Origin of the sequence: Flagellimonas sp. 389, from assembly GCF_018449435.1 — a bacterium.
Classification (GTDB): Bacteria; Bacteroidota; Bacteroidia; order Flavobacteriales; family Flavobacteriaceae; genus Flagellimonas.
Genome location: NZ_JAHCMU010000006.1, coordinates 96,924 through 116,269 on the forward strand (window position 1 = coordinate 96,924; position 19,346 = coordinate 116,269).

Here is a 19,346-nt window from a genome sequence, read left to right on the forward strand (position 1 = left end):
GCTATTTATTGTCTTTAAGTCGGTCACAAAAGGTTAAACAAATTTGTTAATTATTCCAAAAAAGTATGTTCCTAAATTTGTAGTTTTGACGATGCTTTCAATAGTGATTTTAGGAACGGGAAATGTTGCACAACATTTGTTCAAGGCGTTTACCCGATCCAACATGGTAGTGGTGGTTCAGGTTGTAGGCAGAAATAATTCCAGTTTAAATCGCTTTTCCAAAGCTGTCGAAACTACTAGTGACTTTGACCGTATTATAGATGCCGATGTTTACATTATAGCAGTCAAGGATGATGCAATACCCTCTGTTTCAAGATTTCTTAAAGATAGACCGGGTATTGTTGCACACACTTCAGGTGCAGTGTCCATGGATTTCTTAGAATCAAAAAACAATGGTGTATTTTATCCATTGCAAACCTTTACAAAAGGGAGGGAGATTGATTTAAAATCCGTACCCATTTGTATTGAAGCAAAACAGGAATCGGCTATCGAAACCTTAAAACTATTGGGAAATGCTATTTCCGGCCACATATATGAGATAACTTCTTCGCAACGAAAAAAACTACATCTTGCCGCAGTGTATGCCAACAACTTTGTCAATCATCTTTATGGTGTGAGCGAGACTATTTGTTTGGATGAAGGATTACCCTTTACCCTATTACACCCTTTGATTATGGAGACGGCCAAGAAAGTACAATCCATGTCGCCAAAGAAGGCACAAACAGGGCCAGCCGTTAGAAACGATAAAAAAACAATGGACAGTCATTTAAAATTATTAAAAAAGCAAAATCAAACTGAGCTTTACAACTTAATAAGCAAAGCCATAAGAGAAACCCATGAAGAAAAATTATAAAGAACTTTTAAAGGATATCAACACTTTTATTTTTGATGTAGATGGTGTGTTTACAGATGGTTCCATATTAATAACCACTCAAGGCGAAATGCTACGGAAAATGAATGTAAAAGATGGCTATGCTTTAAAGACTGCAATACAAAAAGGATATAATGTTTGTATCATTTCTGGTGGTACCAACGAAGGTGTAAAGCAACGCTTAAAAGGCCTGGGCGTTACCGATATTTATCTTGGAGCACATCACAAGCAAGAACCGTTGGAAGAATATATGAGCGCTAATCATATTGACTCAAAAAACATACTATATATGGGTGATGACCTACCTGATATTCCTCCAATGAAAATGGTCGCCCTTGCTACTTCTCCCCAAAATGCGGTAGCTGAGGTCAAAGCTATTTCGGACTATGTTTCCCATAAGAATGGTGGTGATGGATGCGTTCGTGATATTATTGAACAGGTCTTAAAAGTAAGGGGCGATTGGAACGACAATTTTAGTGCTAAAAATGATTGAAAACTCACCCTTAAAAGAAAAGCTAAAGGATTACAGACTTATTCTGGGTTCTGGTTCACCTCGAAGAAAAAGATTTCTTGAAGAAATGGGGCTTGATTTTGAGGTACGAACTAAATCGGTAGAAGAAATCTATCCAGAACAGTTACAAGGTGGGGAGATAGCTTCCTATTTGGCCAAATTGAAGGCAAATCCTTTTCAAAAAGAACTGCAAGTAAACGAAATAGTATTGACCTCTGACACCGTTGTATGGCACAAGGGAAAATCCTTGGCCAAAGCCGAAGACAAAGCAGATGCTCTTTACATGCTACAAACGCTATCCAATGATTGGCACGAAGTAATAACTGCAGTATGCTTTACTACCCAAGCTATGCAAAAAACCGTAACCGAAACCACTTTAGTGCAATTTAAGAAACTCACAACCAAAGAGATACGTTATTACATCCACAACTATAAACCTTTTGATAAAGCAGGTGCTTACGGCATACAGGAATGGATAGGGCTTATTGGTGTTTCTAAAATAAAAGGGTCCTACAATAACGTCGTCGGATTGCCTACTCATTTAGTTTACAAAACGTTAACAAGTATGGTTTCCTAAAAAAGGATGCTTAATTTTATTGAAATTTATTAGCTATGAAAAAAGTTTATAAGACCCAACTTCCCTTTTTATTATTGTTATCGGTTTTTTTTGCCCTTACTTCATGTGTTGACAAAACAAATGCTTCCAATAAAGAAATAGCTTTAAATGATGAGGGAACAACCAACTCTGAAGTCGTTGAAACCCCGAAAAAAAAACTCTCCGAAGATTTTAAAAAGTATTGGTATGCTGGCAATGCCGAAATTACCTCATATACCCTTGAGCAAGCAAGATATGGCGAGCTAAGAGATGGAAACGCTGTGCTAGTTTATGTTACCGAGCCTTTTTTACCCAAAATACAGGTCAAGGCAGAACGTAGCAATCCCAGTAATATTCCCGTTCTTAAATTAAATGCCACAAAAAACTACTTGACAGGTATTTATCCCTACTCTGTGATGGGAAGCACTTTTTACCCCGTTCATGACAATCAACATGCATTAAAGACAAGTCTATCCATTCAAGAGTGGTGCGGACATGTCTATTCCCAAATCAATAACAGGGACTCATTTGAATTTACATCCCATTCCTATTTTGAAGGTGAAGCCGACCAAAACCTAAAACTGGAAAAGAGTATAATGGAAAATGAAATTTGGAATAAAATAAGAATTAACCCCAATGATTTGCCTGTAGGGGATGTAGAAATTATTCCTTCCCTTGAGTATATTAGACTTCGACATAAAGAGTTGAAGGCTTACAAAGCAACGGCTTCATTGGATTCAAAAAGTGGAATCGCAACCTACTCCATTGCCTATCCAGAATTAGATAGAAGGCTTACCATCAATTTTACTTCAGAATTTCCATACACTATTGAAAGTTGGACGGAAAGCTTTAAGAGCGGTTATGGACCAAAAGCCAAAATAATGACCACTAAGGGCACTAAACTAAAATCCATTAGAACGGCTTATTGGGGTCAAAATAGTAATAAAGATTCGATACTAAGGGACAGTCTAGGCCTTTAAGGTAGGTTATACCTTGTTAAAGATGTTTTAAATAGCGCCCTGTGTTATTTTGAAACTTTTATATTTGGTGCAACCACTAAAAAACTACCATGCAAAATATTTGGGTCAGTATCCTTACTGTTATTATAGTTGTCTCAAATTCTGTAGCCCAAAAACCAAATAAACCTTCTTCTACAGAAATTCATCATAACCTTCAAAAATTAAATTTTTTGGGTACTGCGCTTTATATCGCAGCGCACCCAGACGATGAAAATACGAGATTGATTTCATACCTGTCCAATCATGATAAGGCCAGAACGGTCTACCTTTCGCTCACAAGAGGTGACGGAGGGCAAAATCTGATAGGTTCTGAATTAAGAGAGTTGTTGGGGGTACTAAGAACACAGGAGTTGTTGGCGGCAAGAAGGGTTGATGGCGGTGAGCAATGGTTTACCAGAGCCAACGATTTTGGATATTCCAAACATCCAAAGGAAACGCTCAAGATATGGGATAAAGAAGAAGTTTTAAGTGATGTGGTTTGGGCCATCAGAAACTTAAAACCCGACGTAATCATAAATCGTTTTGACCATAGAACTGCTGGTACTACGCATGGTCACCATACTTCTTCTGCCATGTTGAGCATGGAGGCGTTCGACTTGGCCAATGATGCTAGCGCATATCCCGAACAATTAGAGCTGACTTCTACATGGCAGCCAAAAAGAGCTTTCTTCAATACCTCTTGGTGGTTCTATGGAAGTCAAGAAAATTTTGAAAAGGCGGATAAATCAAACCTGATAAAATTGGACGTAGGTGTATACTATCCAGAGCTGGGTCTTTCCAATAATGAGATAGCATCAATAGCCAGTAGCCAACACCTATGTCAAGGTTTTGGACGTTTGACCGCAAGGGGCTCCCAAGACGAATATGTGGAATTGCTAAAAGGTGACCTGCCCAAAAGTGCTAATTTGTTTGAGGGCATCAATACAACTTGGTCCAGAATAAAAGATGGAAAAGCTATTGGTGATATTTTGTATGCCGTTGAGGAAAATTTCAATTTTTCAAATCCATCAAAACATATCCCCGAATTATTACAAGCGTATCAACTCCTTCAGAAAGTTGATGATAAACATTGGAAAACCTTAAAATCCGAGGAACTCAAAGCACTTATTTTAGACTGTGCGGGTCTTTATTTAGAAGCTAATGCTCTATCGGCCTCAACAACTGTTGAGAATAAGGTTGAACTGAGCATAGAAGCCGTAAACAGAAGTGCCGCGAATATTGTATTGAGAGAAATTAAGATTTCAGGAACGGATAGCACCCATTCCGCTGATAAAAATCTAGAAAACAATAAAAAGGAAGAGCTCAAATTGACATTCATGGTCCCCAGTACAAAAACCAATTCTGGGCCTTATTGGTTAAATGAATCAGGTAGTCTTGGGATGTATACGGTAAAAAATCAAAAAATGATTGGCAAGGCCGAAACACCAAATGCCTTTAATGCGATCTTCACCTTGGATTTTGATGGAATCGAAATTGAATTTGAAAAACCGATTATCCATAGATATTCAAAACCAGAAAAAGGGGAACTGTATGAACCCTTCGTAGTTTTACCCGAAGTAACAACAAGCATTAAGGACAAAGTATTGATTTTTTCAGATGCCAAAACAAAAAATGTTACTGTGAGTATTAAGGCTGGAAAAAATAATGTCCAAGGAAAAATTGGATTAGAACATCCAAAAGGTTGGAATGTAGTCCCTAATAAAATAGATTTTTCGATACTACAAAAAGGACAGGAACAATCTGTAACTTTTAAAGTTACCCCGCCGTCAAATGATAGTGAAGGAAAGATTTCCCCCTTCGTCGCCATTGGTAATAAAACCTACACTAAAGAGCTTATAGAAATAGATTATGACCATATTCCAAAACAATCCGTTCTCCTCCCTTCCGAAACGAAAGTAGTTCGAATGAACATTCAAAAAACCGGGGAACATATCGGTTATATTATGGGAGCTGGTGATAAAGTCCCTGAAAGCTTAAAACAAATAGGGTACCAAGTCCATCTCATAGATCCAGATGCTATTAAAAAAGGTCAACTGGAAAAGTATGATGCTATAGTAGTAGGCATAAGAGCCTACAATAAAGTGGACGCTCTAAAATTTAAGCAGCCTATTTTGTTCGATTATGTAAAAAATGGCGGAAACCTTATTGTGCAGTATAATACGGCTGGAAGATGGAGCAAACAATTTGAAAATATAGCTCCTTTTGATTTAACACTTTCCAGAAACAGGGTAACTGATGAGACAGCAAAAGTAAAAATAATCGCTCAAGACCATTCACTTATCAACTTCCCAAATTCCATAGCGGAGCGTGATTTTGATGGATGGGTTCAAGAAAGGGGCCTATACTTTCCAAAAGAATGGAGTGAAGAATTTACCCCAATCCTTTCCATGGGCGATGAAGGTGAAAAACCTACAGAAGGTAGTCTTTTAGTAGCACCCTACGGAGAAGGTCATTATATTTATACGGGATTGAGCTTTTTTAGAGAACTCCCTGCCGGAGTTTCTGGAGCATATAAGCTTTTTGCAAATATGCTTTCCATAGGAAAAAGCGAGGTCAAAATCGAAACTAATGTCAAAGGATAGCATGGAAAATAAAGCGGAATGGAAGAGGGAATACACTATTGTCCTTTTGCTCAACGTATTTTATATCCTAATTTTCTACTTCATCATGGTATTAAATAACTAAAAAACCTTAATGGGTATATTAGACTGGATCGTTCTTGGCAGTGCACTGCTGTTTATTGTTGGTTACGGAGTTATTAAAACCCGTGGCAGTAAAAATGTAGAGGATTATGTTCGTGGTGGTAACGACGCCAAATGGTGGACCATTGGACTTTCTGTTATGGCGACACAGGCAAGTGCCATTACTTTTTTGTCCACTCCCGGACAGGCTTTTCATGATGGTTTAGGATTTGTACAATTCTATTTTGGGTTGCCGCTGGCCATGGTAGCTATCTGTGTGGTCTTTATTCCCATATATAGAAAGTTAAAAGTATACACTGCATATGAAATGCTGGAAGGCAGATTTGACTTGAAAACACGCTCCCTTACCGCTATACTCTTTTTAATCCAACGTGGACTGGCAGCTGGAATCACCATATTTGCTCCGTCCATTATTTTATCCGCTGTATTAGGATGGGATTTACGCACGCTAAATATCATTATTGGAATTTTGGTTATCATATACACAGTTTCCGGAGGAACAAAAGCGGTAAGCGTAACCCAAAAACAGCAGATGTTCATTATCATGGTGGGAATGTTTTTCGCTTTCTTTTTTATCTTGGGCTCTCTACCAACAGGTGTATCTTTTGGTGAGGCCCTCAAGATTGCAGGGGCAAATAATAAGCTACAAATTCTTGATTTTAGCCTAGATACCGATAACAGGTATACATTTTGGAGCGGTATTACCGGTGGATTCTTTTTGGCATTGGCTTACTTTGGGACAGATCAGAGTCAAGTACAACGTTACCTCTCGGGAAAATCGATAAGAGAAAGTCAGTTAGGACTCATATTCAATGGAATTTTTAAGATTCCCATGCAGTTTTTCATTCTTTTGGTCGGTGTCATGGTCTTTGTTTTTTATCAATACAATCCATCTCCCCTAAACTTTAACCCTGCAGCTACACAAGCCGTAATGGAATCAGAGTATGTTGATGAATACAAAGCATTACAGCAAGAACACCTGAACCTGGAAAAAGAAAAGAAAATGGCACAGAATGCCTTTTCAGCAGCATTGGAACTTAAAGAATATAATGCGGTACAGCAAGCCAAACAGGATATTCTAAAAATAAATCAAAAGGAAAGAGCAAGCAGAAATACGGCGAAAACTCTCATTGCCAAAGCCGATGATACTATTGAGACCAATGACAAAGACTACGTTTTCATTCATTTTATTTTAGACAATCTACCTACAGGACTTATTGGATTGCTTTTAGCAGTTATTCTTTCCGCAGCAATGTCTTCTACAGCTTCTGAGTTAAATGCACTCGGAACAATTACTGCGCTCGATCTTTATAAAAGAAACACTAAAAAGAAGCTAGACGAAAAGCACTATGTCCTCGTAACGAAGGGGTTTACCTTACTGTGGGGAATTGTAGCCATCATTATTGCTTGTGTTGCCAATTTATTTGACAACCTTATACAGCTGGTCAATATTATAGGCTCTATTTTCTATGGCAATGTATTGGGTATTTTTTTGTTGGCATTCTTCTTTAAGTTTGTGAAGGGCAACGCTGTTTTTATTGCTGCTCTAGTAACCCAAATCATAGTAATTATAGGATGGTACTTAGATTGGATGTCCTATTTATGGCTGAACGCTTTTGGATGTGTGTTGGTCATAGGTATTGCTTTTATTATTGAGGGCTTTGATAGCTTTTTAAGAAAACCTCCAATAAAAACATAAAAAAACCCACGATTAACGTGGGTCTTACTTTTTAAAAGAATACCGTTTTATTTAAAGTGCCCCCCACTCCTTTAAGGAATCCTTGTTCATTTTGACGTAATCATCATTACCGGCGGCTTCAGCAGCGGTAAGGGATTTTTTAGCAGTCTCTATTGCTGCTTTTTTATCTCCAGCCTTTGCATAAATCAAGGACTGCTGGCGAAGCTGCCAGAATCTTGGCTCTTTCGTCATGGACATAGCTTTGTCCATCCATTCTTTAGCCTTAGAGATATCTTTATCTTCATTTAGATAGTATACCGCAGCTGTGTAATAGTCACCGGCACTTGGTCCTGCCATGGTAGCTTCAATGTCTTTCATGACTGTAACGTCCGCTGGAACTCCGAAAGGAACTGCCAGATATGTTTTTTCCCACATGATTCCTAAATTGGCACCATTGTTCGTTAAATCGTCAATGGTAATGGTAAATGTCTCTACGTTAACCGGCATTTGAAAAGTTTCGACCGTAGCTTTAGCTACAACTTTACTATCATCCCAATCTCTTGGAGTTCCGCCTCCTTGTGTATCCGTATAAAAGAATACTTCCCAATTGGAAGCCGTTGGCTTCGTGAAAATGGAATACGTTCCAGCCTTTACTTCTTGACCAGCTATAGTCACATCAGTACTAAAGCTAATCGTAGTGTAGGCATTTGCACCTGTACGCCATAGTTTATCATAAGGAACCAAATTTCCAAAAATTGTTCTACCACGCATAGAAGGTCTTGAGTAATCTACCGTTACATCGGTCAAACCGACTTTTTGCATGAGTTTAGAAGCAGGACTAGGTGCAGGTGTTGTAATCTGTGCTTCCATAGCAAAGGAAACAGATACAACGCATAAGAAAATGAGTAATTTTTTCATTTTGAAAGTGTTTTAGATTGTTAGTGAAACAAAACTAAAGATAAAGCCATGTTAGATTTGTTAAGGGATTCTTAAAAGAAAATGACTCTCAACGAATAACAAACGGTTTGGAAATCCTACCTTTCTTTAAGTAAAAGGTTATAAAATAAATTGATGGACGTAATGAAGATGTATCTATTTTCCCATTTTTGATAGCAGAATCAGAGTCATAAAAAATTAGCCTGCCCGTCATATCAAAAATGGCCCTTTCAAAAACAGTATCATCTGTAGCTAATTGGTAGTTTAAGGTAAATGGTCCCATAGGCTGGTATAACAACAATTCGATGTCTTTGTCTATATTTTGGGGTATTATCTTTGGTTCTAGTTCAAAAAAAAATAAGCGAGACAGAGAAGTAATCTGAAATGAGGTATTAGTATAGTTTTCACATGTAAAAAAATACCTATTTTCTGAATGAGCAATAGATTCTACCTGAGCAATACCTGTGTTCAAGGGTGATTTAGAAACCGTACCTGAAAATATAGAAGTATCGTTCAAACCCGATACTTCAACAAAAAACGGCAATAATAAACGAGAATAGCCAATTAATATCAACTGCTGTTTTAATTCATCGTACGTTGCACCGGTAATCAATCCCTCTACTTGATAACTATCTAACCTTTTGGCCATATGCACTCCAGAAGTTTTTGGAAGTTTATAGGCAACGGTTCCAGCACTTTTCCACTGCTTGGTCAACACAACAAGTACGTCTTCATAAGCAAACAGCGCTTCCGCATCCCAGTCACTATTGGGTGCAGCTGTAAAATCCGATTGGTCTTCGTAGTTGAATTCGATTAGTGCTGCCGTAACAGTATCTGAAGCCAAATATTGAGCTTTGGAAATTTTATAAATGCGTAAATCTGTCCGGTTTCCATTAAAATTCCCAAAATCCCCAATATAAATATAGTCCTCATCTTGGGCCAGGTCTTCCCAATCCCTATTCTGCGCATTTATTATCTGAACGATTCTTAAAATTGCTCCGCTAGTTGGGTCGATTTCAAAAAGTTCTGCAGTATTTCCTGAGTCATTGTGGGTTATCAATTTATCATCAAAATAAATGAGTCCAGATGTCTCTCCTATGCGTTCCTCCAAATTACCGATTTCAATAACTTCGGTTTGCGCAAAAATTGATAAGCCCAAGAAAAAGCATAAAAACCATGTGTTTTTACAAGCTATGTTATTGATAATCTTAAACATGATGCATAAAATAGCGATAAAACAGGTAATTCTATACATCATTACATCGCAAAAATCAATTATGTTTAACTTTTAAAATTTTTTGTTAAACAAATTGAGGGTATATTTGTAAAAACAGTTTTATGAAGCTATACCAATTACATGCAAAGCAACAATTGCCCATATCCAAATCCGATGCATGGGATTTCTTATCCAACCCAAAAAATCTTAAGGTAATTACGCCGGAAAAGATGGGGTTTCAGATAGTTTCAGGAGCTGAAAGACCAATGTTTCCAGGTCAAATTATCCAATATAAAGTATCTCCGTTTCCAGGTTTTAAAACAAAATGGGTATCAGAAATCACCCATGTAGAGCAAGGAAATTATTTTGTAGATGCCCAGTTGTTCGGTCCTTATGCACTGTGGCACCACAAACATTTTATTTCAGAGATTGAAGGCGGGGTGGAGATGGAGGATATCATAGATTATAAAATTCCTTTTGGCATTTTGGGACAAATAGCACACCCCATATTGGTAAAAGGTCAGTTAACGTCAATTTTTAAATTTAGAGAGCAAAAACTAACGGAATTATTTGGTTCTATTGAAGGCTCCCAAACAGAAATACATTTTAAATCGTTTTAAATTATGAGCAAGAATATTCTTTTAATAGGTGGTTCACATGGGATTGGCCTAGCAATGGCGAAGCAGCTGCAAAAGGACAATAACGTCTATATAGCTTCTCGTACCAGCGAAGAATTGGGCAGTTTAAATGTAACGCACATTCCGTTTGATGCCACTACCGATACGCTTGATAGCTCGATATTACCAGATGAAATCCACGGATTTGCATACTGCCCGGGGAGCATCAATCTAAAACCTTTTAAAATGATGAGTACGGATACATTTCAAGAGGATATGCAACTTAACTTCTTTGGTTTGGTCAAAACAGTAAAAGAAATTATTGGTAAAATGGTCGAAGGGAGCAGCATGGTATTCTTTAGTACTGTTGCCGTTGGTACGGGAATGCCCTTTCATACCAGTGTTGCTGCTGCTAAGGGAGCAATAGAAGGTTTTGCAAAGTCAATGGCGGCCGAGTATGCACCAAAAATAAGGGTGAATGTAGTAGCACCATCTTTGGTTGATACGCCACTTGCAAAACGTCTGCTAAGCAATGATAGAAAAGTAGAGATGATGTCGCAGCGCCATCCCTTAAAAAGGGTTGGAACGGCTAATGATATTGCCAGCATCGCCCTATTTTTACTAAGCGACAACAGTACCTGGATGACAGGACAAATTGTAGGTGTAGATGGTGGAATGTCTACCTTGAATATTAGCTAAAATGAATAAAGAGATTGCAATTTTTTGGTTTAGAAGGGATTTACGTTTAGATGATAATGTAGGTTTTCTAAAAGCATTGAAAGGAGACTATCCCGTACTGCCTATATTTATTTTTGATTCGGAGATTCTCGATAAACTCCCTGCAGATGATCCACGGGTGACCTTTTTGTATGAAACACTTCAAAAAATGCGGGCGGAGCTTCGGGAAAACCATAACAGTTCCATTGCATTATATCATGGAAAACCTGATGTTATTTTTGAGGAACTGATCAAAGATTTCAGTGTGAAACAAGTCTACACTAACCATGATTATGAACCCTATGCTAAAGAACGTGACCAACAGATGAATAAACTGTTTTCCGAAAAAGATATCGAATTCAAGACCTTCAAAGACCAAGTCATTTTTGAAAAAGATGACGTTGTAAAAGATGATGGTGCCCCTTACGTTGTGTATACACCGTATAAAAACAAATGGAAATCCATCTTCAAAGAAGAAGATTTAAAAATCCATCATACTAGCCAGCACATGGGTAATTTAATACAGGATTCTGGACTACCAAATCTATCACTTTCGGAAATGGGATTTGAAACTGCATCAATAAAAGTGCTCGATTATACCGTTACCCCTGCGCTAATTCAAAACTACGAGGACACTAGAAACTTTCCTGCAAAGAAAAATGGAACTTCCCGTTTAGGGCCACACTTACGTTTTGGTACCGTCTCTATTCGAAAAATGATGAAAAAAGCGATAACCGAAACAAATGAGGTGTTTTGGAGCGAACTCATTTGGCGTGAATTTTTTATGCAGATTCTCTGGCATTTCCCCCATACTAAGGATAAAGCCTTCAGACCAAAGTATGACCGAATTGAGTGGCGGAACAATGAAGAGGAATTCGAAAAATGGAAAAATGGGGAAACTGGTTACGCTTTGGTCGATGCCGGAATGCGGGAACTGAACCAAACCGGATATATGCACAATCGCATACGAATGTTGGTAGCCAGTTTCCTCTGTAAGCACCTTTTGATAGATTGGCGATGGGGTGAAGCTTATTTTGCGGAAAAGTTATTGGATTACGATATGAGCTCCAATGTGGGCAATTGGCAATGGGCGGCTGGTAGCGGTGTTGATGCGGCTCCATACTTTAGAATATTCAATCCCATGACCCAAATCGATAAATTTGACAAACAAAAAGAATACATCAACAAATGGGTTACGGATTTACAGGAGTTTACGTACCCAGATAAAATGGTAGACCATAAAATGGCACGGGAACGTTGTTTAAAGGTTTACAAAGAGGCGGTAGCTTAGTACTAGATCATTTAGACAATTGTCGTTCAATCTCTTGTTGATCCGCCAATCGCCTTCTTAGAATATTTACGTAACGTAGCGCTTCTCGTGTTCCATAATCAGAATAGGATTTAGAGGCCCAATCTATGGCTTTTTGTAAATCTCCATTGATTTCATTGATGATGGCCATGTTATAATATGCTCTTCCCGCAACCTTTCGTTTTGGATTCTCCACCTCTGCATTCCATAAATCTGCTGCACCGTCCCAGTCGCCTGTTTGTGCCCTTCTTTTGGCAATTATAAAGTTATCTGTGCCTCTCACAAAATAATCTCTGGCTACCCTTCTATGTAATTGTCGCAAATTGAGCCCATAATTGGTCCCCAATTGATTGCTCACCTGCATAACCCCTTCTTTTCGGGCAATAACCGCCTCAACAGCTTTTATTGGGTTGATTCCTTCACCCCTAGAAACAATTTCGTCATTAGAAATGAATTGATTAAGGATTTGTTTGCTCTTTGAATCATAAATCCTCCATCCATTTTTAATTAAGGTACGTAGGGTTACCCTATGACCGGGAACTTTAGCTTTGATGCCCAAGTCGTTGGGTATGTTCACTATGGTAGCTTGGTAATCCGCTTGAGTGTCCGTATCATAAAACTCCAGTGAGAACAATACATCAACATTATTTTCAGCACAAATCCGTTCCACAAGTTCCCATGGTAACTGAGCTGGAAAGACACCAAGTCCTTTTCGTATAGCTTTAACGGAATCTATTATTTTAATGGCTTCAAACTGTCCATTTCTCTCCAGTTCAGTGGTTAGTCCTTTAATTGCAGCCGATGCCCCTTCCCTATCTAAGTTTAACCCCTCCAAGGAAAGAATCTTATCGATTTTATCAATTGCATTATGCTTCTCCGAAGCCAAACTTCTGTTGATAACACCAATGGTTTTTACATCTTGTGGCAATGATACAAGAGCAGGTTCGGTTACACCAAGAGTCAACCTATTGGTGGCACTACAACCCATTACTAAAAGGGTTAAAACAACTACAACAGCTATTTGGTTGAATATTTTCATAGGTTACGATTATTTACGACACGAATAAACCGGCCAAATGGTTGATTTTTAACGCAAAACATATACGATTATTGTTTGTTTAGAAGCCAAAACCAGAAAGACCAATATGAAAATTCTAGAATTCAGGCCACTCGGAGGAAACGATAGAAAATGGTATATTTACGTATAAACATCTCATCTTTCAAAGTTGATTATCCAAACAGAAAATAAAGTCTAAACCAACTACACTAAAAATGAAGAAAATCACATTATTACTGTTGACATCGCTCATGATGGTCACACTATCGGCCCAGAAAATGGGAACAAATAAAAAGGCGGTTATTGAATCCGTAGAGAAGCACAAAGAAAACCTTATCAAAATAAGTGACTCGATTTGGACATTTGCAGAAACCGCATTCAACGAATCCAAATCAGCTGAAGTATTGGCCAAGTATGCTGAGGCAAATGGTTTGAACGTAACAAGGGGCGTAGCAGATATTCCGACTGCCTTCACAGCTACCTACGGTTCAGGAAAACCCGTAATCAGCATTCTAGGGGAATTTGATGCACTTCCTGGGCTGTCACAAAAAACAGTACCTACCAAAGACCCAAGAATTGATGGTGCTCCCGGACATGGCTGTGGTCACAATATGTTTGGTGCCGCCAGTTTGGGCGCAGCGATCGCTATCAAAGAACAAATTGAAGCTGGAAAACTAAAGGGTACGGTCAAGTTTTTGGGTACTCCTGCGGAAGAAAAATATTTTGCAAAAGTATGGATGGTAAAAGCAGGGCTTTGGGACGATGTTGATGTAAACATTAGCTGGCACCCAAGCTCTAAAATAGAGGCAGATGTACAGAGCGGACTTTCTTTAATAGATTTTATAGTTGAATTTACAGGTCAGGCTGCGCACGCTTCAGCAGACCCATGGAACGGACGCAGTGCATCTGATGCGTTAGAGCTCTACACTACAGGTATCAATTACTACAGGGAACACATACGCCCAACTTCGCGTATTCATTACCACATTCAAGATGGAGGTCAGGTTGTCAATGTTGTTCCTGATTATTCCAAAATCTGGGTGCGTGTTCGAGACCCAAAACGTAAAATAATGCTTCCAACTTACGAACAAGTCAAAAAAATGGCCGAAGGTGCCGCAATTATGGCCAATGTAGACTATAAAATTTCTTTGGTTTCCGGTATTTATGAAACTTTAGTGAACCGTTCTGGTGGAGAAATCATGCAAAAGAATCTGGAACTTTTAGGTCCAATATCTTATACCGAAGAAGAAACAGTTTTCGGGAAAGCCATACAAAAAGCCACTGGAAAACCAGAAATTGGTATGGATAGTGAAATTAAGCCTTTGCGGGAAACAGAAGAGAATCCTGGTGGCGGTTCAACCGATGTGGGTGATGTAAGCTGGAACGTGCCCAATATCAATCTAGGAGTAACCGTAGCGCCAAAAGATACCCCTTGGCATTCTTGGGCAGTGGTTGCATGCGGTGCCATGAGTATTGGTCACAAAGGGATGATCTATGCTTCCAAAGCTATGGCAATGACCATGACAGATCTTTTTGAAAATCCGAAATTAATAGAAAAAGTAAAAGAGGAATACAAAACCCGAAAAGGTGATGAAAAGTATGAAGCCATGATTGACGGCCCACCACCTATTGGAGGGAATTAACAAAATATCGACACACAAATTCAAGTATCTTAAATACCTTTTTTGAGCACATGGGTCGATATGAATTATAATAAAATAATCACTGTCGACCTTTATTATCGAATGATGGAGAAAACTATACTACTATTGGCGTTGGGATTATTTACAAAGTCACATAGTCAACAAAATAAGCTTGTTTTTTTTGATAACCTTATCAATAAGAATTGGCAGGCCGAAGGCAATTGGACAGACGGTTCAAAGTTTAAACAAGAAATTGAATTTCAATATAGCTTGGACAGTATTTTGGTTCTTGCCAAAGCCAAAGGGTTTACCAACAAGGAACAAACAGCTTACGGAGAACGAAATCACGGGATACGCAAATATGATTCTAAATCAGATACCGTAAGATTTTGGGAGTTTGATGTTTTTGGCGGAGTTACTGAAGGCAGTGTGACCACAAAAGGCAAGGACATCATCTACTCTTACAAATATGGAGAAACTACAGTAACTGATTACTGGGAATATGTAGATGCCAATACCTATAATTTTACAGTTGGGGATTATATAGATGGGAATTGGGAACAGACCTATTTGAGCACACAGTTTACAGCAGCTAAAAGACCAGATATGGCCTTTACCTTTGACCATCAATCTTTGATAGTGACCAACTTGATGAAAACTGGGGATTTTTATAAAGAGGTATTCAATTTTAAGGAAATTGAACATCCAGAGAAAAAACCTGGGTTTCGATGGTTCAATATGTATGGGAATACGCAATTGCATTTAATCAAAAAGGATGTTATTGAATTTAAAAAGGATAAGAGCATACACTTATGCCTTGCTGTCGAGAATTTGGAAAAATTTATAGACCATCTCATTGTTAAGGACATAGATTTTTACGATTGGCCCGGCAATAAGGGTTCGGTCACGGATAGAGCAGATGGCGTAAAACAAATCTATATCCAAGACCCAGAAGGGTATTGGATTGAAATTAATACAACAAAACATTGATTATGAGCAGTGCAATCATTCAAACCATTCCTTTGGGCTTTCCATGGCAAACACAAGATCCCTTTCTCTTTTGTGTATATCACCTGGATCATTATCCTAAAGGAAATGAAGATATGGGGCCAGACCCTATTCTTCTTGAAGGTAGAAACTTGGGCAATGATTTTACCATAAAGGATGGTTGGCGTATGTATCATGGGCAAACTATACCTGGGTTTCCATATCATCCGCATCGTGGTTTTGAAACAATTACAATCGTAAACAAAGGGTATTGCGACCATTCGGATTCCCTAGGTGCTGCAGGAAGGTTTGGTGAAGGAGATACACAATGGATGACCGCTGGAAGAGGCGTACAGCACTCTGAAATGTTCCCATTACTTAACACAGATAACGATAACCCTTTGGAGCTTTTTCAAATTTGGTTGAATCTTCCAAAAGCCGATAAATTTGCAGAGCCGCACTTTAAAATGTTATGGCATGAAGACATCCCTGTAATCGATGAAGGTAATGCACAGATAAAGGTGATAGCGGGAAATTACAGAGGAACCCAAGCCAATGAACCTGCACCGAATTCATGGGCTTCGAATGCCGAAAATGAAGTTGCAATTTGGAATATTCATGTAGACGCCAATACTGAATTTATAGTACCAAAAGCGAATTCTGAAGTTAGCAGAACACTCTATTTTTATGAAGGTTCCGAAATTTACTTTGATGAACGAAAAGTCAATCCAAATTTTGGTATCCTTTTAGATGCCTCACAAGATGTTGTTATTAAAATTGGAGAAAAGAAAGCTCATTTTCTAATGCTACAGGGAAAACCTATTGACGAACCCGTAGCCAAATATGGTCCTTTTGTAATGAATACGGAACAAGAGATACAACAGGCCATGGAAGAATACCAACTTACCCAATTTGGCGGATGGCCTTGGCCCCATGCCGACAATGTCCATGACAAGGAAAAAGGGCGTTTTGCCAAATACCCAGACGGCACATTAATTGAAAAATAAATGACACTTACATTAAAACTCGCTGCATTCTATAATGTACTTTGGGGTGCTTGGGTCATTTTATTCCCGAATCATTTCTTTGAACTCGTAGGCATGGAACTGCTTAATCATCCTATGGTGTGGCAAGGCATGGGCATGGTAATAGGGGTTTACGGATTAGGCTATTGGTGGGCTTCTTACAATCCTATGCGGCATTGGCCCATTGTAGCCGTTGGGTTTCTGGGTAAAATATTTGGGCCTTTAGGATTTCTGTTCAACTACATTCAAGATATTGTACCATTTGAATTTATTTATACACTCATTACCAATGATTTTATATGGTGGATTCCTTTCTTTCTTATCTTGAAAAAAGTACACACTGATTACAAGTGGAAACTAACGCAATGAAAAAGATTTTCTTGTATGCATTCGTTATTTTCTACCTGCTTGCAGGCATATACCATTTTGTAAATTCTGAATTCTACTATGGCCTAATTCCAGATTATCTTCCTTTTCCTAAGTTGTTGAACTTTGCAAGTGGCTCGTTTGAAATACTCTTTGGAGCTTTGATCCTGTTTTATAAAACAAGAAAAATAGGTGCCTATGGCATTGTAATACTCCTTTTACTATTTATACCATCCCATATGTATTTTATCCAAATAGGTTCCTGTACCGAGAACAGTTTATGTGTTTCGCCTTGGATTTCATGGACTAGATTAATTGTGGTACATCCACTGCTCCTATTTTGGGGCTTGTGGGTTTCCCAACTAAAACTACACCATGAAAATTGAATTTATACGAATACTGTTCGATTTTGGTCTACTCGTACTCATTTGGATGGTACAGCTCATTATCTATCCTAGTTTTATTTTTTATGAAAAAGCAGACTTGATTAAATGGCATCAGGTTTACGTAAAACGTATTTCATATGTAGTGATTCCATTACTATTTGGACAATTGCTTATTAGTCTATGGCAGATTTATGCGTTTGTATCCATTTACACCATCGGGAGTTTTGCATTGATAGTTTGTGCATGGATTTCTACGTTTACACAATTTGTGCCCATGCACAATCAAATCTCGTCTACCAAATTTGATACAAAGCTTTTACAACATCTTGTACATCGTAATTGGTTGCGAACGGCGCTATGGTCTTCAGTATTTATTTGGACAGCGCTAGAAGTTTTTATACGCGCGTAATGTCGGCCCCAATAGCTCTTAAGCGCTCATCTATATTCTCATAACCGCGGTCTATCTGTTCAATATTGTGAATGGTCGAAGTGCCTTTGGCCGAAAGTGCCGCTATCAAAAGGGAAACCCCTGCTCTAATATCCGGAGATACCATGGTCGTAGCTTTTAACGTGGATTTAAAATCATGGCCTATGACTGTGGCACGATGTGGATCACATAGAATAATCTTTGCACCCATATCTATTAATTTATCCACAAAGAAAAGTCGGCTTTCGAACATTTTTTGGTGAATCACCACTTCTCCTTTGGCTTGTATGGCCACAACCAATAGAATGCTCAGTAAATCTGGCGTTAATCCGGGCCAAGGTGCATCAGCTATGGTCAATATAGATCCATCTATATAATTCTGCACCTCATATCCGTTCTCATGTTTGGGGATATATATATCGTCGCCTTTTCGTTCTATTCGTATTCCCAGTTTTTGAAACGCATTGGGTATTTGTCCCAAATCATCCCAACTTACATTTTTAATGGTCAGCTCGCTTCGGGTCATTGCAGCCAAACCTATCCAGCTACCGATTTCAATCATATCTGGCAGCATTGTATGGGTTGTTCCTCCTAAAGATTCTACGCCTTCAATAGACAAAAGATTAGAACCTATACCGGTAATTTTCGCCCCCATCCTGTTCAACATCTTGCATAATTGTTGCAGGTAGGGTTCACAAGCGGCATTGTAGATTGTTGTAGTCCCCTCCGCCAATACAGCTGCCATTAGGATGTTTGCAGTTCCTGTGACCGAAGCTTCATCCAAGAGCATATAGGCACCTTTGAGTTTTTCCGCTTCCACACCATAAAAGTATTCCTCTCTGTTGTATCTAAACTTAGCACCAAGTTTTATAAAGCCTTCAAAATGAGTATCTAGACGCCTGCGTCCTATTTTATCGCCTCCAGGTTTTGGAATATATCCTTTACCGAATCTTGCCAGTAATGGACCAACTAACATAATGGAACCTCGCAATCCCCGACCGTCTTGCTTGAACTGGTCGGATTGTAGGTAGTCCAGATTAACATCATCAGCCTTAAAAGTATAAGAGCCCTTTCCCTTTTTTTGAATCTTGACCCCCAAGTCTTCAAGTAGCGCAATCAACTTATTGACATCTATGATATCTGGAATATTATTGATCGTGATTTTTTCTCCTGAAAGCAGTACGGCACAAAGAATCTGTAGTGCTTCGTTCTTTGCTCCCTGAGGTGTAATTTCACCGTGTAACTGGTGACCACCTTCTATCCGAAATGTTCCCATGTATTCCT

At 38.6% G+C, this 19,346-nt stretch carries 19 protein-coding genes; 15 read left to right on the forward strand and 4 right to left on the reverse strand.

From position 1 onward, the window contains the following. Nucleotides 1-91: 91 nt before the first annotated feature. The 6 genes from KIM67_RS06865 (at nucleotide 92) to KIM67_RS06890 (ending at nucleotide 7,397) form a co-directional block, all read left to right on the forward strand. Nucleotides 92-853, forward strand: coding sequence for a Rossmann-like and DUF2520 domain-containing protein (locus KIM67_RS06865; RefSeq protein WP_213830605.1), 762 nt, complete (start codon nucleotides 92-94; stop codon nucleotides 851-853). Next, nucleotides 837-1,364 carry an HAD family hydrolase gene (locus KIM67_RS06870; RefSeq protein ID WP_213830606.1) on the forward strand — a complete coding sequence of 176 codons (528 nt, stop codon included), beginning with the start codon at nucleotides 837-839 and terminating at the stop codon, nucleotides 1,362-1,364. The genes KIM67_RS06865 and KIM67_RS06870 overlap by 17 nt, the downstream gene beginning before the upstream one ends. Beyond that, on the forward strand, nucleotides 1,357-1,959 hold the full coding sequence (locus KIM67_RS06875; protein WP_213830607.1) for a Maf family nucleotide pyrophosphatase: 603 nt from the start codon (nucleotides 1,357-1,359) through the stop codon (nucleotides 1,957-1,959). The genes KIM67_RS06870 and KIM67_RS06875 overlap by 8 nt, the downstream gene beginning before the upstream one ends. 35 nt (nucleotides 1,960-1,994) lie before the next feature. Further along, nucleotides 1,995-2,957: a septum formation inhibitor Maf gene (locus KIM67_RS06880; protein ID WP_213830608.1), complete on the forward strand. Its 963-nt coding sequence runs from the start codon at nucleotides 1,995-1,997 to the stop codon at nucleotides 2,955-2,957. 89 nt (nucleotides 2,958-3,046) lie between these two features. Then, nucleotides 3,047-5,578: a PIG-L family deacetylase gene (locus KIM67_RS06885; protein WP_213830609.1), complete on the forward strand. Its 2,532-nt coding sequence runs from the start codon at nucleotides 3,047-3,049 to the stop codon at nucleotides 5,576-5,578. 112 nt (nucleotides 5,579-5,690) lie between these two features. Next, nucleotides 5,691-7,397, forward strand: coding sequence for a sodium:solute symporter (locus KIM67_RS06890; RefSeq protein WP_213830610.1), 1,707 nt, complete (start codon nucleotides 5,691-5,693; stop codon nucleotides 7,395-7,397). 51 nt (nucleotides 7,398-7,448) lie between these two features. Here KIM67_RS06890 and KIM67_RS06895 read toward each other — a convergent pair whose 3' ends face one another. Both KIM67_RS06895 and KIM67_RS06900 read right to left on the reverse strand, forming a co-directional pair. Then, nucleotides 7,449-8,294: a DUF2911 domain-containing protein gene (locus KIM67_RS06895; protein WP_213830611.1), complete on the reverse strand. Its 846-nt coding sequence runs from the start codon at nucleotides 8,292-8,294 to the stop codon at nucleotides 7,449-7,451. Nucleotides 8,295-8,382: 88 nt separating this feature from the next. Then, nucleotides 8,383-9,528: a T9SS type A sorting domain-containing protein gene (locus KIM67_RS06900; protein WP_213830612.1), complete on the reverse strand. Its 1,146-nt coding sequence runs from the start codon at nucleotides 9,526-9,528 to the stop codon at nucleotides 8,383-8,385. A 122-nt stretch (nucleotides 9,529-9,650) separates the two neighbouring features. Here KIM67_RS06900 and KIM67_RS06905 point away from each other — a divergent pair, with 122 nt between their 5' ends. The 3 genes from KIM67_RS06905 to KIM67_RS06915 are packed head-to-tail and all read left to right on the forward strand — an operon-like array spanning nucleotide 9,651 to nucleotide 12,153. Beyond that, nucleotides 9,651-10,148, forward strand: a complete 498-nt coding sequence (locus tag KIM67_RS06905; RefSeq protein WP_213830613.1) for an SRPBCC family protein — start codon at nucleotides 9,651-9,653, stop codon at nucleotides 10,146-10,148. A 3-nt stretch (nucleotides 10,149-10,151) separates the two neighbouring features. After that, nucleotides 10,152-10,844 (forward strand): SDR family NAD(P)-dependent oxidoreductase, encoded by a 693-nt coding sequence (locus KIM67_RS06910; protein WP_213830614.1) that lies wholly within the window; start codon nucleotides 10,152-10,154, stop codon nucleotides 10,842-10,844. 1 nt (nucleotide 10,845) lies between these two features. Beyond that, nucleotides 10,846-12,153, forward strand: coding sequence for a deoxyribodipyrimidine photo-lyase (locus KIM67_RS06915; RefSeq protein WP_213830615.1), 1,308 nt, complete (start codon nucleotides 10,846-10,848; stop codon nucleotides 12,151-12,153). Between the two features lie 7 nt (nucleotides 12,154-12,160). Here KIM67_RS06915 and KIM67_RS06920 read toward each other — a convergent pair whose 3' ends face one another. After that, the gene (locus KIM67_RS06920; protein WP_213830616.1) at nucleotides 12,161-13,210 is read right to left on the reverse strand and encodes a DUF6340 family protein; all 1,050 of its coding nucleotides are present in this window, start codon (nucleotides 13,208-13,210) and stop codon (nucleotides 12,161-12,163) included. 233 nt (nucleotides 13,211-13,443) lie between these two features. Here KIM67_RS06920 and KIM67_RS06925 point away from each other — a divergent pair, with 233 nt between their 5' ends. From KIM67_RS06925 to KIM67_RS06950, 6 genes are read left to right on the forward strand one after another with little or no spacing between them, the layout of a single operon-like run. Beyond that, nucleotides 13,444-14,871, forward strand: a complete 1,428-nt coding sequence (locus tag KIM67_RS06925; RefSeq protein WP_213830617.1) for an amidohydrolase — start codon at nucleotides 13,444-13,446, stop codon at nucleotides 14,869-14,871. 60 nt (nucleotides 14,872-14,931) lie between these two features. Continuing rightward, on the forward strand, nucleotides 14,932-15,861 hold the full coding sequence (locus tag KIM67_RS18580; RefSeq protein ID WP_250149185.1) for a VOC family protein: 930 nt from the start codon (nucleotides 14,932-14,934) through the stop codon (nucleotides 15,859-15,861). 2 nt (nucleotides 15,862-15,863) lie between these two features. Further along, nucleotides 15,864-16,865, forward strand: coding sequence for a pirin family protein (locus KIM67_RS06935; RefSeq protein WP_213830618.1), 1,002 nt, complete (start codon nucleotides 15,864-15,866; stop codon nucleotides 16,863-16,865). Continuing rightward, nucleotides 16,866-17,252, forward strand: coding sequence for an alkyl hydroperoxide reductase (locus KIM67_RS06940; protein ID WP_213830619.1), 387 nt, complete (start codon nucleotides 16,866-16,868; stop codon nucleotides 17,250-17,252). Continuing rightward, on the forward strand, nucleotides 17,249-17,635 hold the full coding sequence (locus tag KIM67_RS06945) for a hypothetical protein (protein ID WP_213830620.1): 387 nt from the start codon (nucleotides 17,249-17,251) through the stop codon (nucleotides 17,633-17,635). Before KIM67_RS06940 ends, KIM67_RS06945 begins: the two co-directional genes overlap by 4 nt. Beyond that, the gene (locus KIM67_RS06950) at nucleotides 17,625-18,044 is read left to right on the forward strand and encodes a hypothetical protein (RefSeq protein WP_213830621.1); all 420 of its coding nucleotides are present in this window, start codon (nucleotides 17,625-17,627) and stop codon (nucleotides 18,042-18,044) included. Before KIM67_RS06945 ends, KIM67_RS06950 begins: the two co-directional genes overlap by 11 nt. On the opposite strand, the gene murA is transcribed toward KIM67_RS06950, so the two are convergent. Then, nucleotides 18,031-19,338, reverse strand: a complete 1,308-nt coding sequence (gene murA, locus KIM67_RS06955; RefSeq protein ID WP_213830622.1) for a UDP-N-acetylglucosamine 1-carboxyvinyltransferase — start codon at nucleotides 19,336-19,338, stop codon at nucleotides 18,031-18,033. The genes KIM67_RS06950 and murA overlap by 14 nt on opposite strands. Nucleotides 19,339-19,346 lie beyond the last annotated feature (8 nt).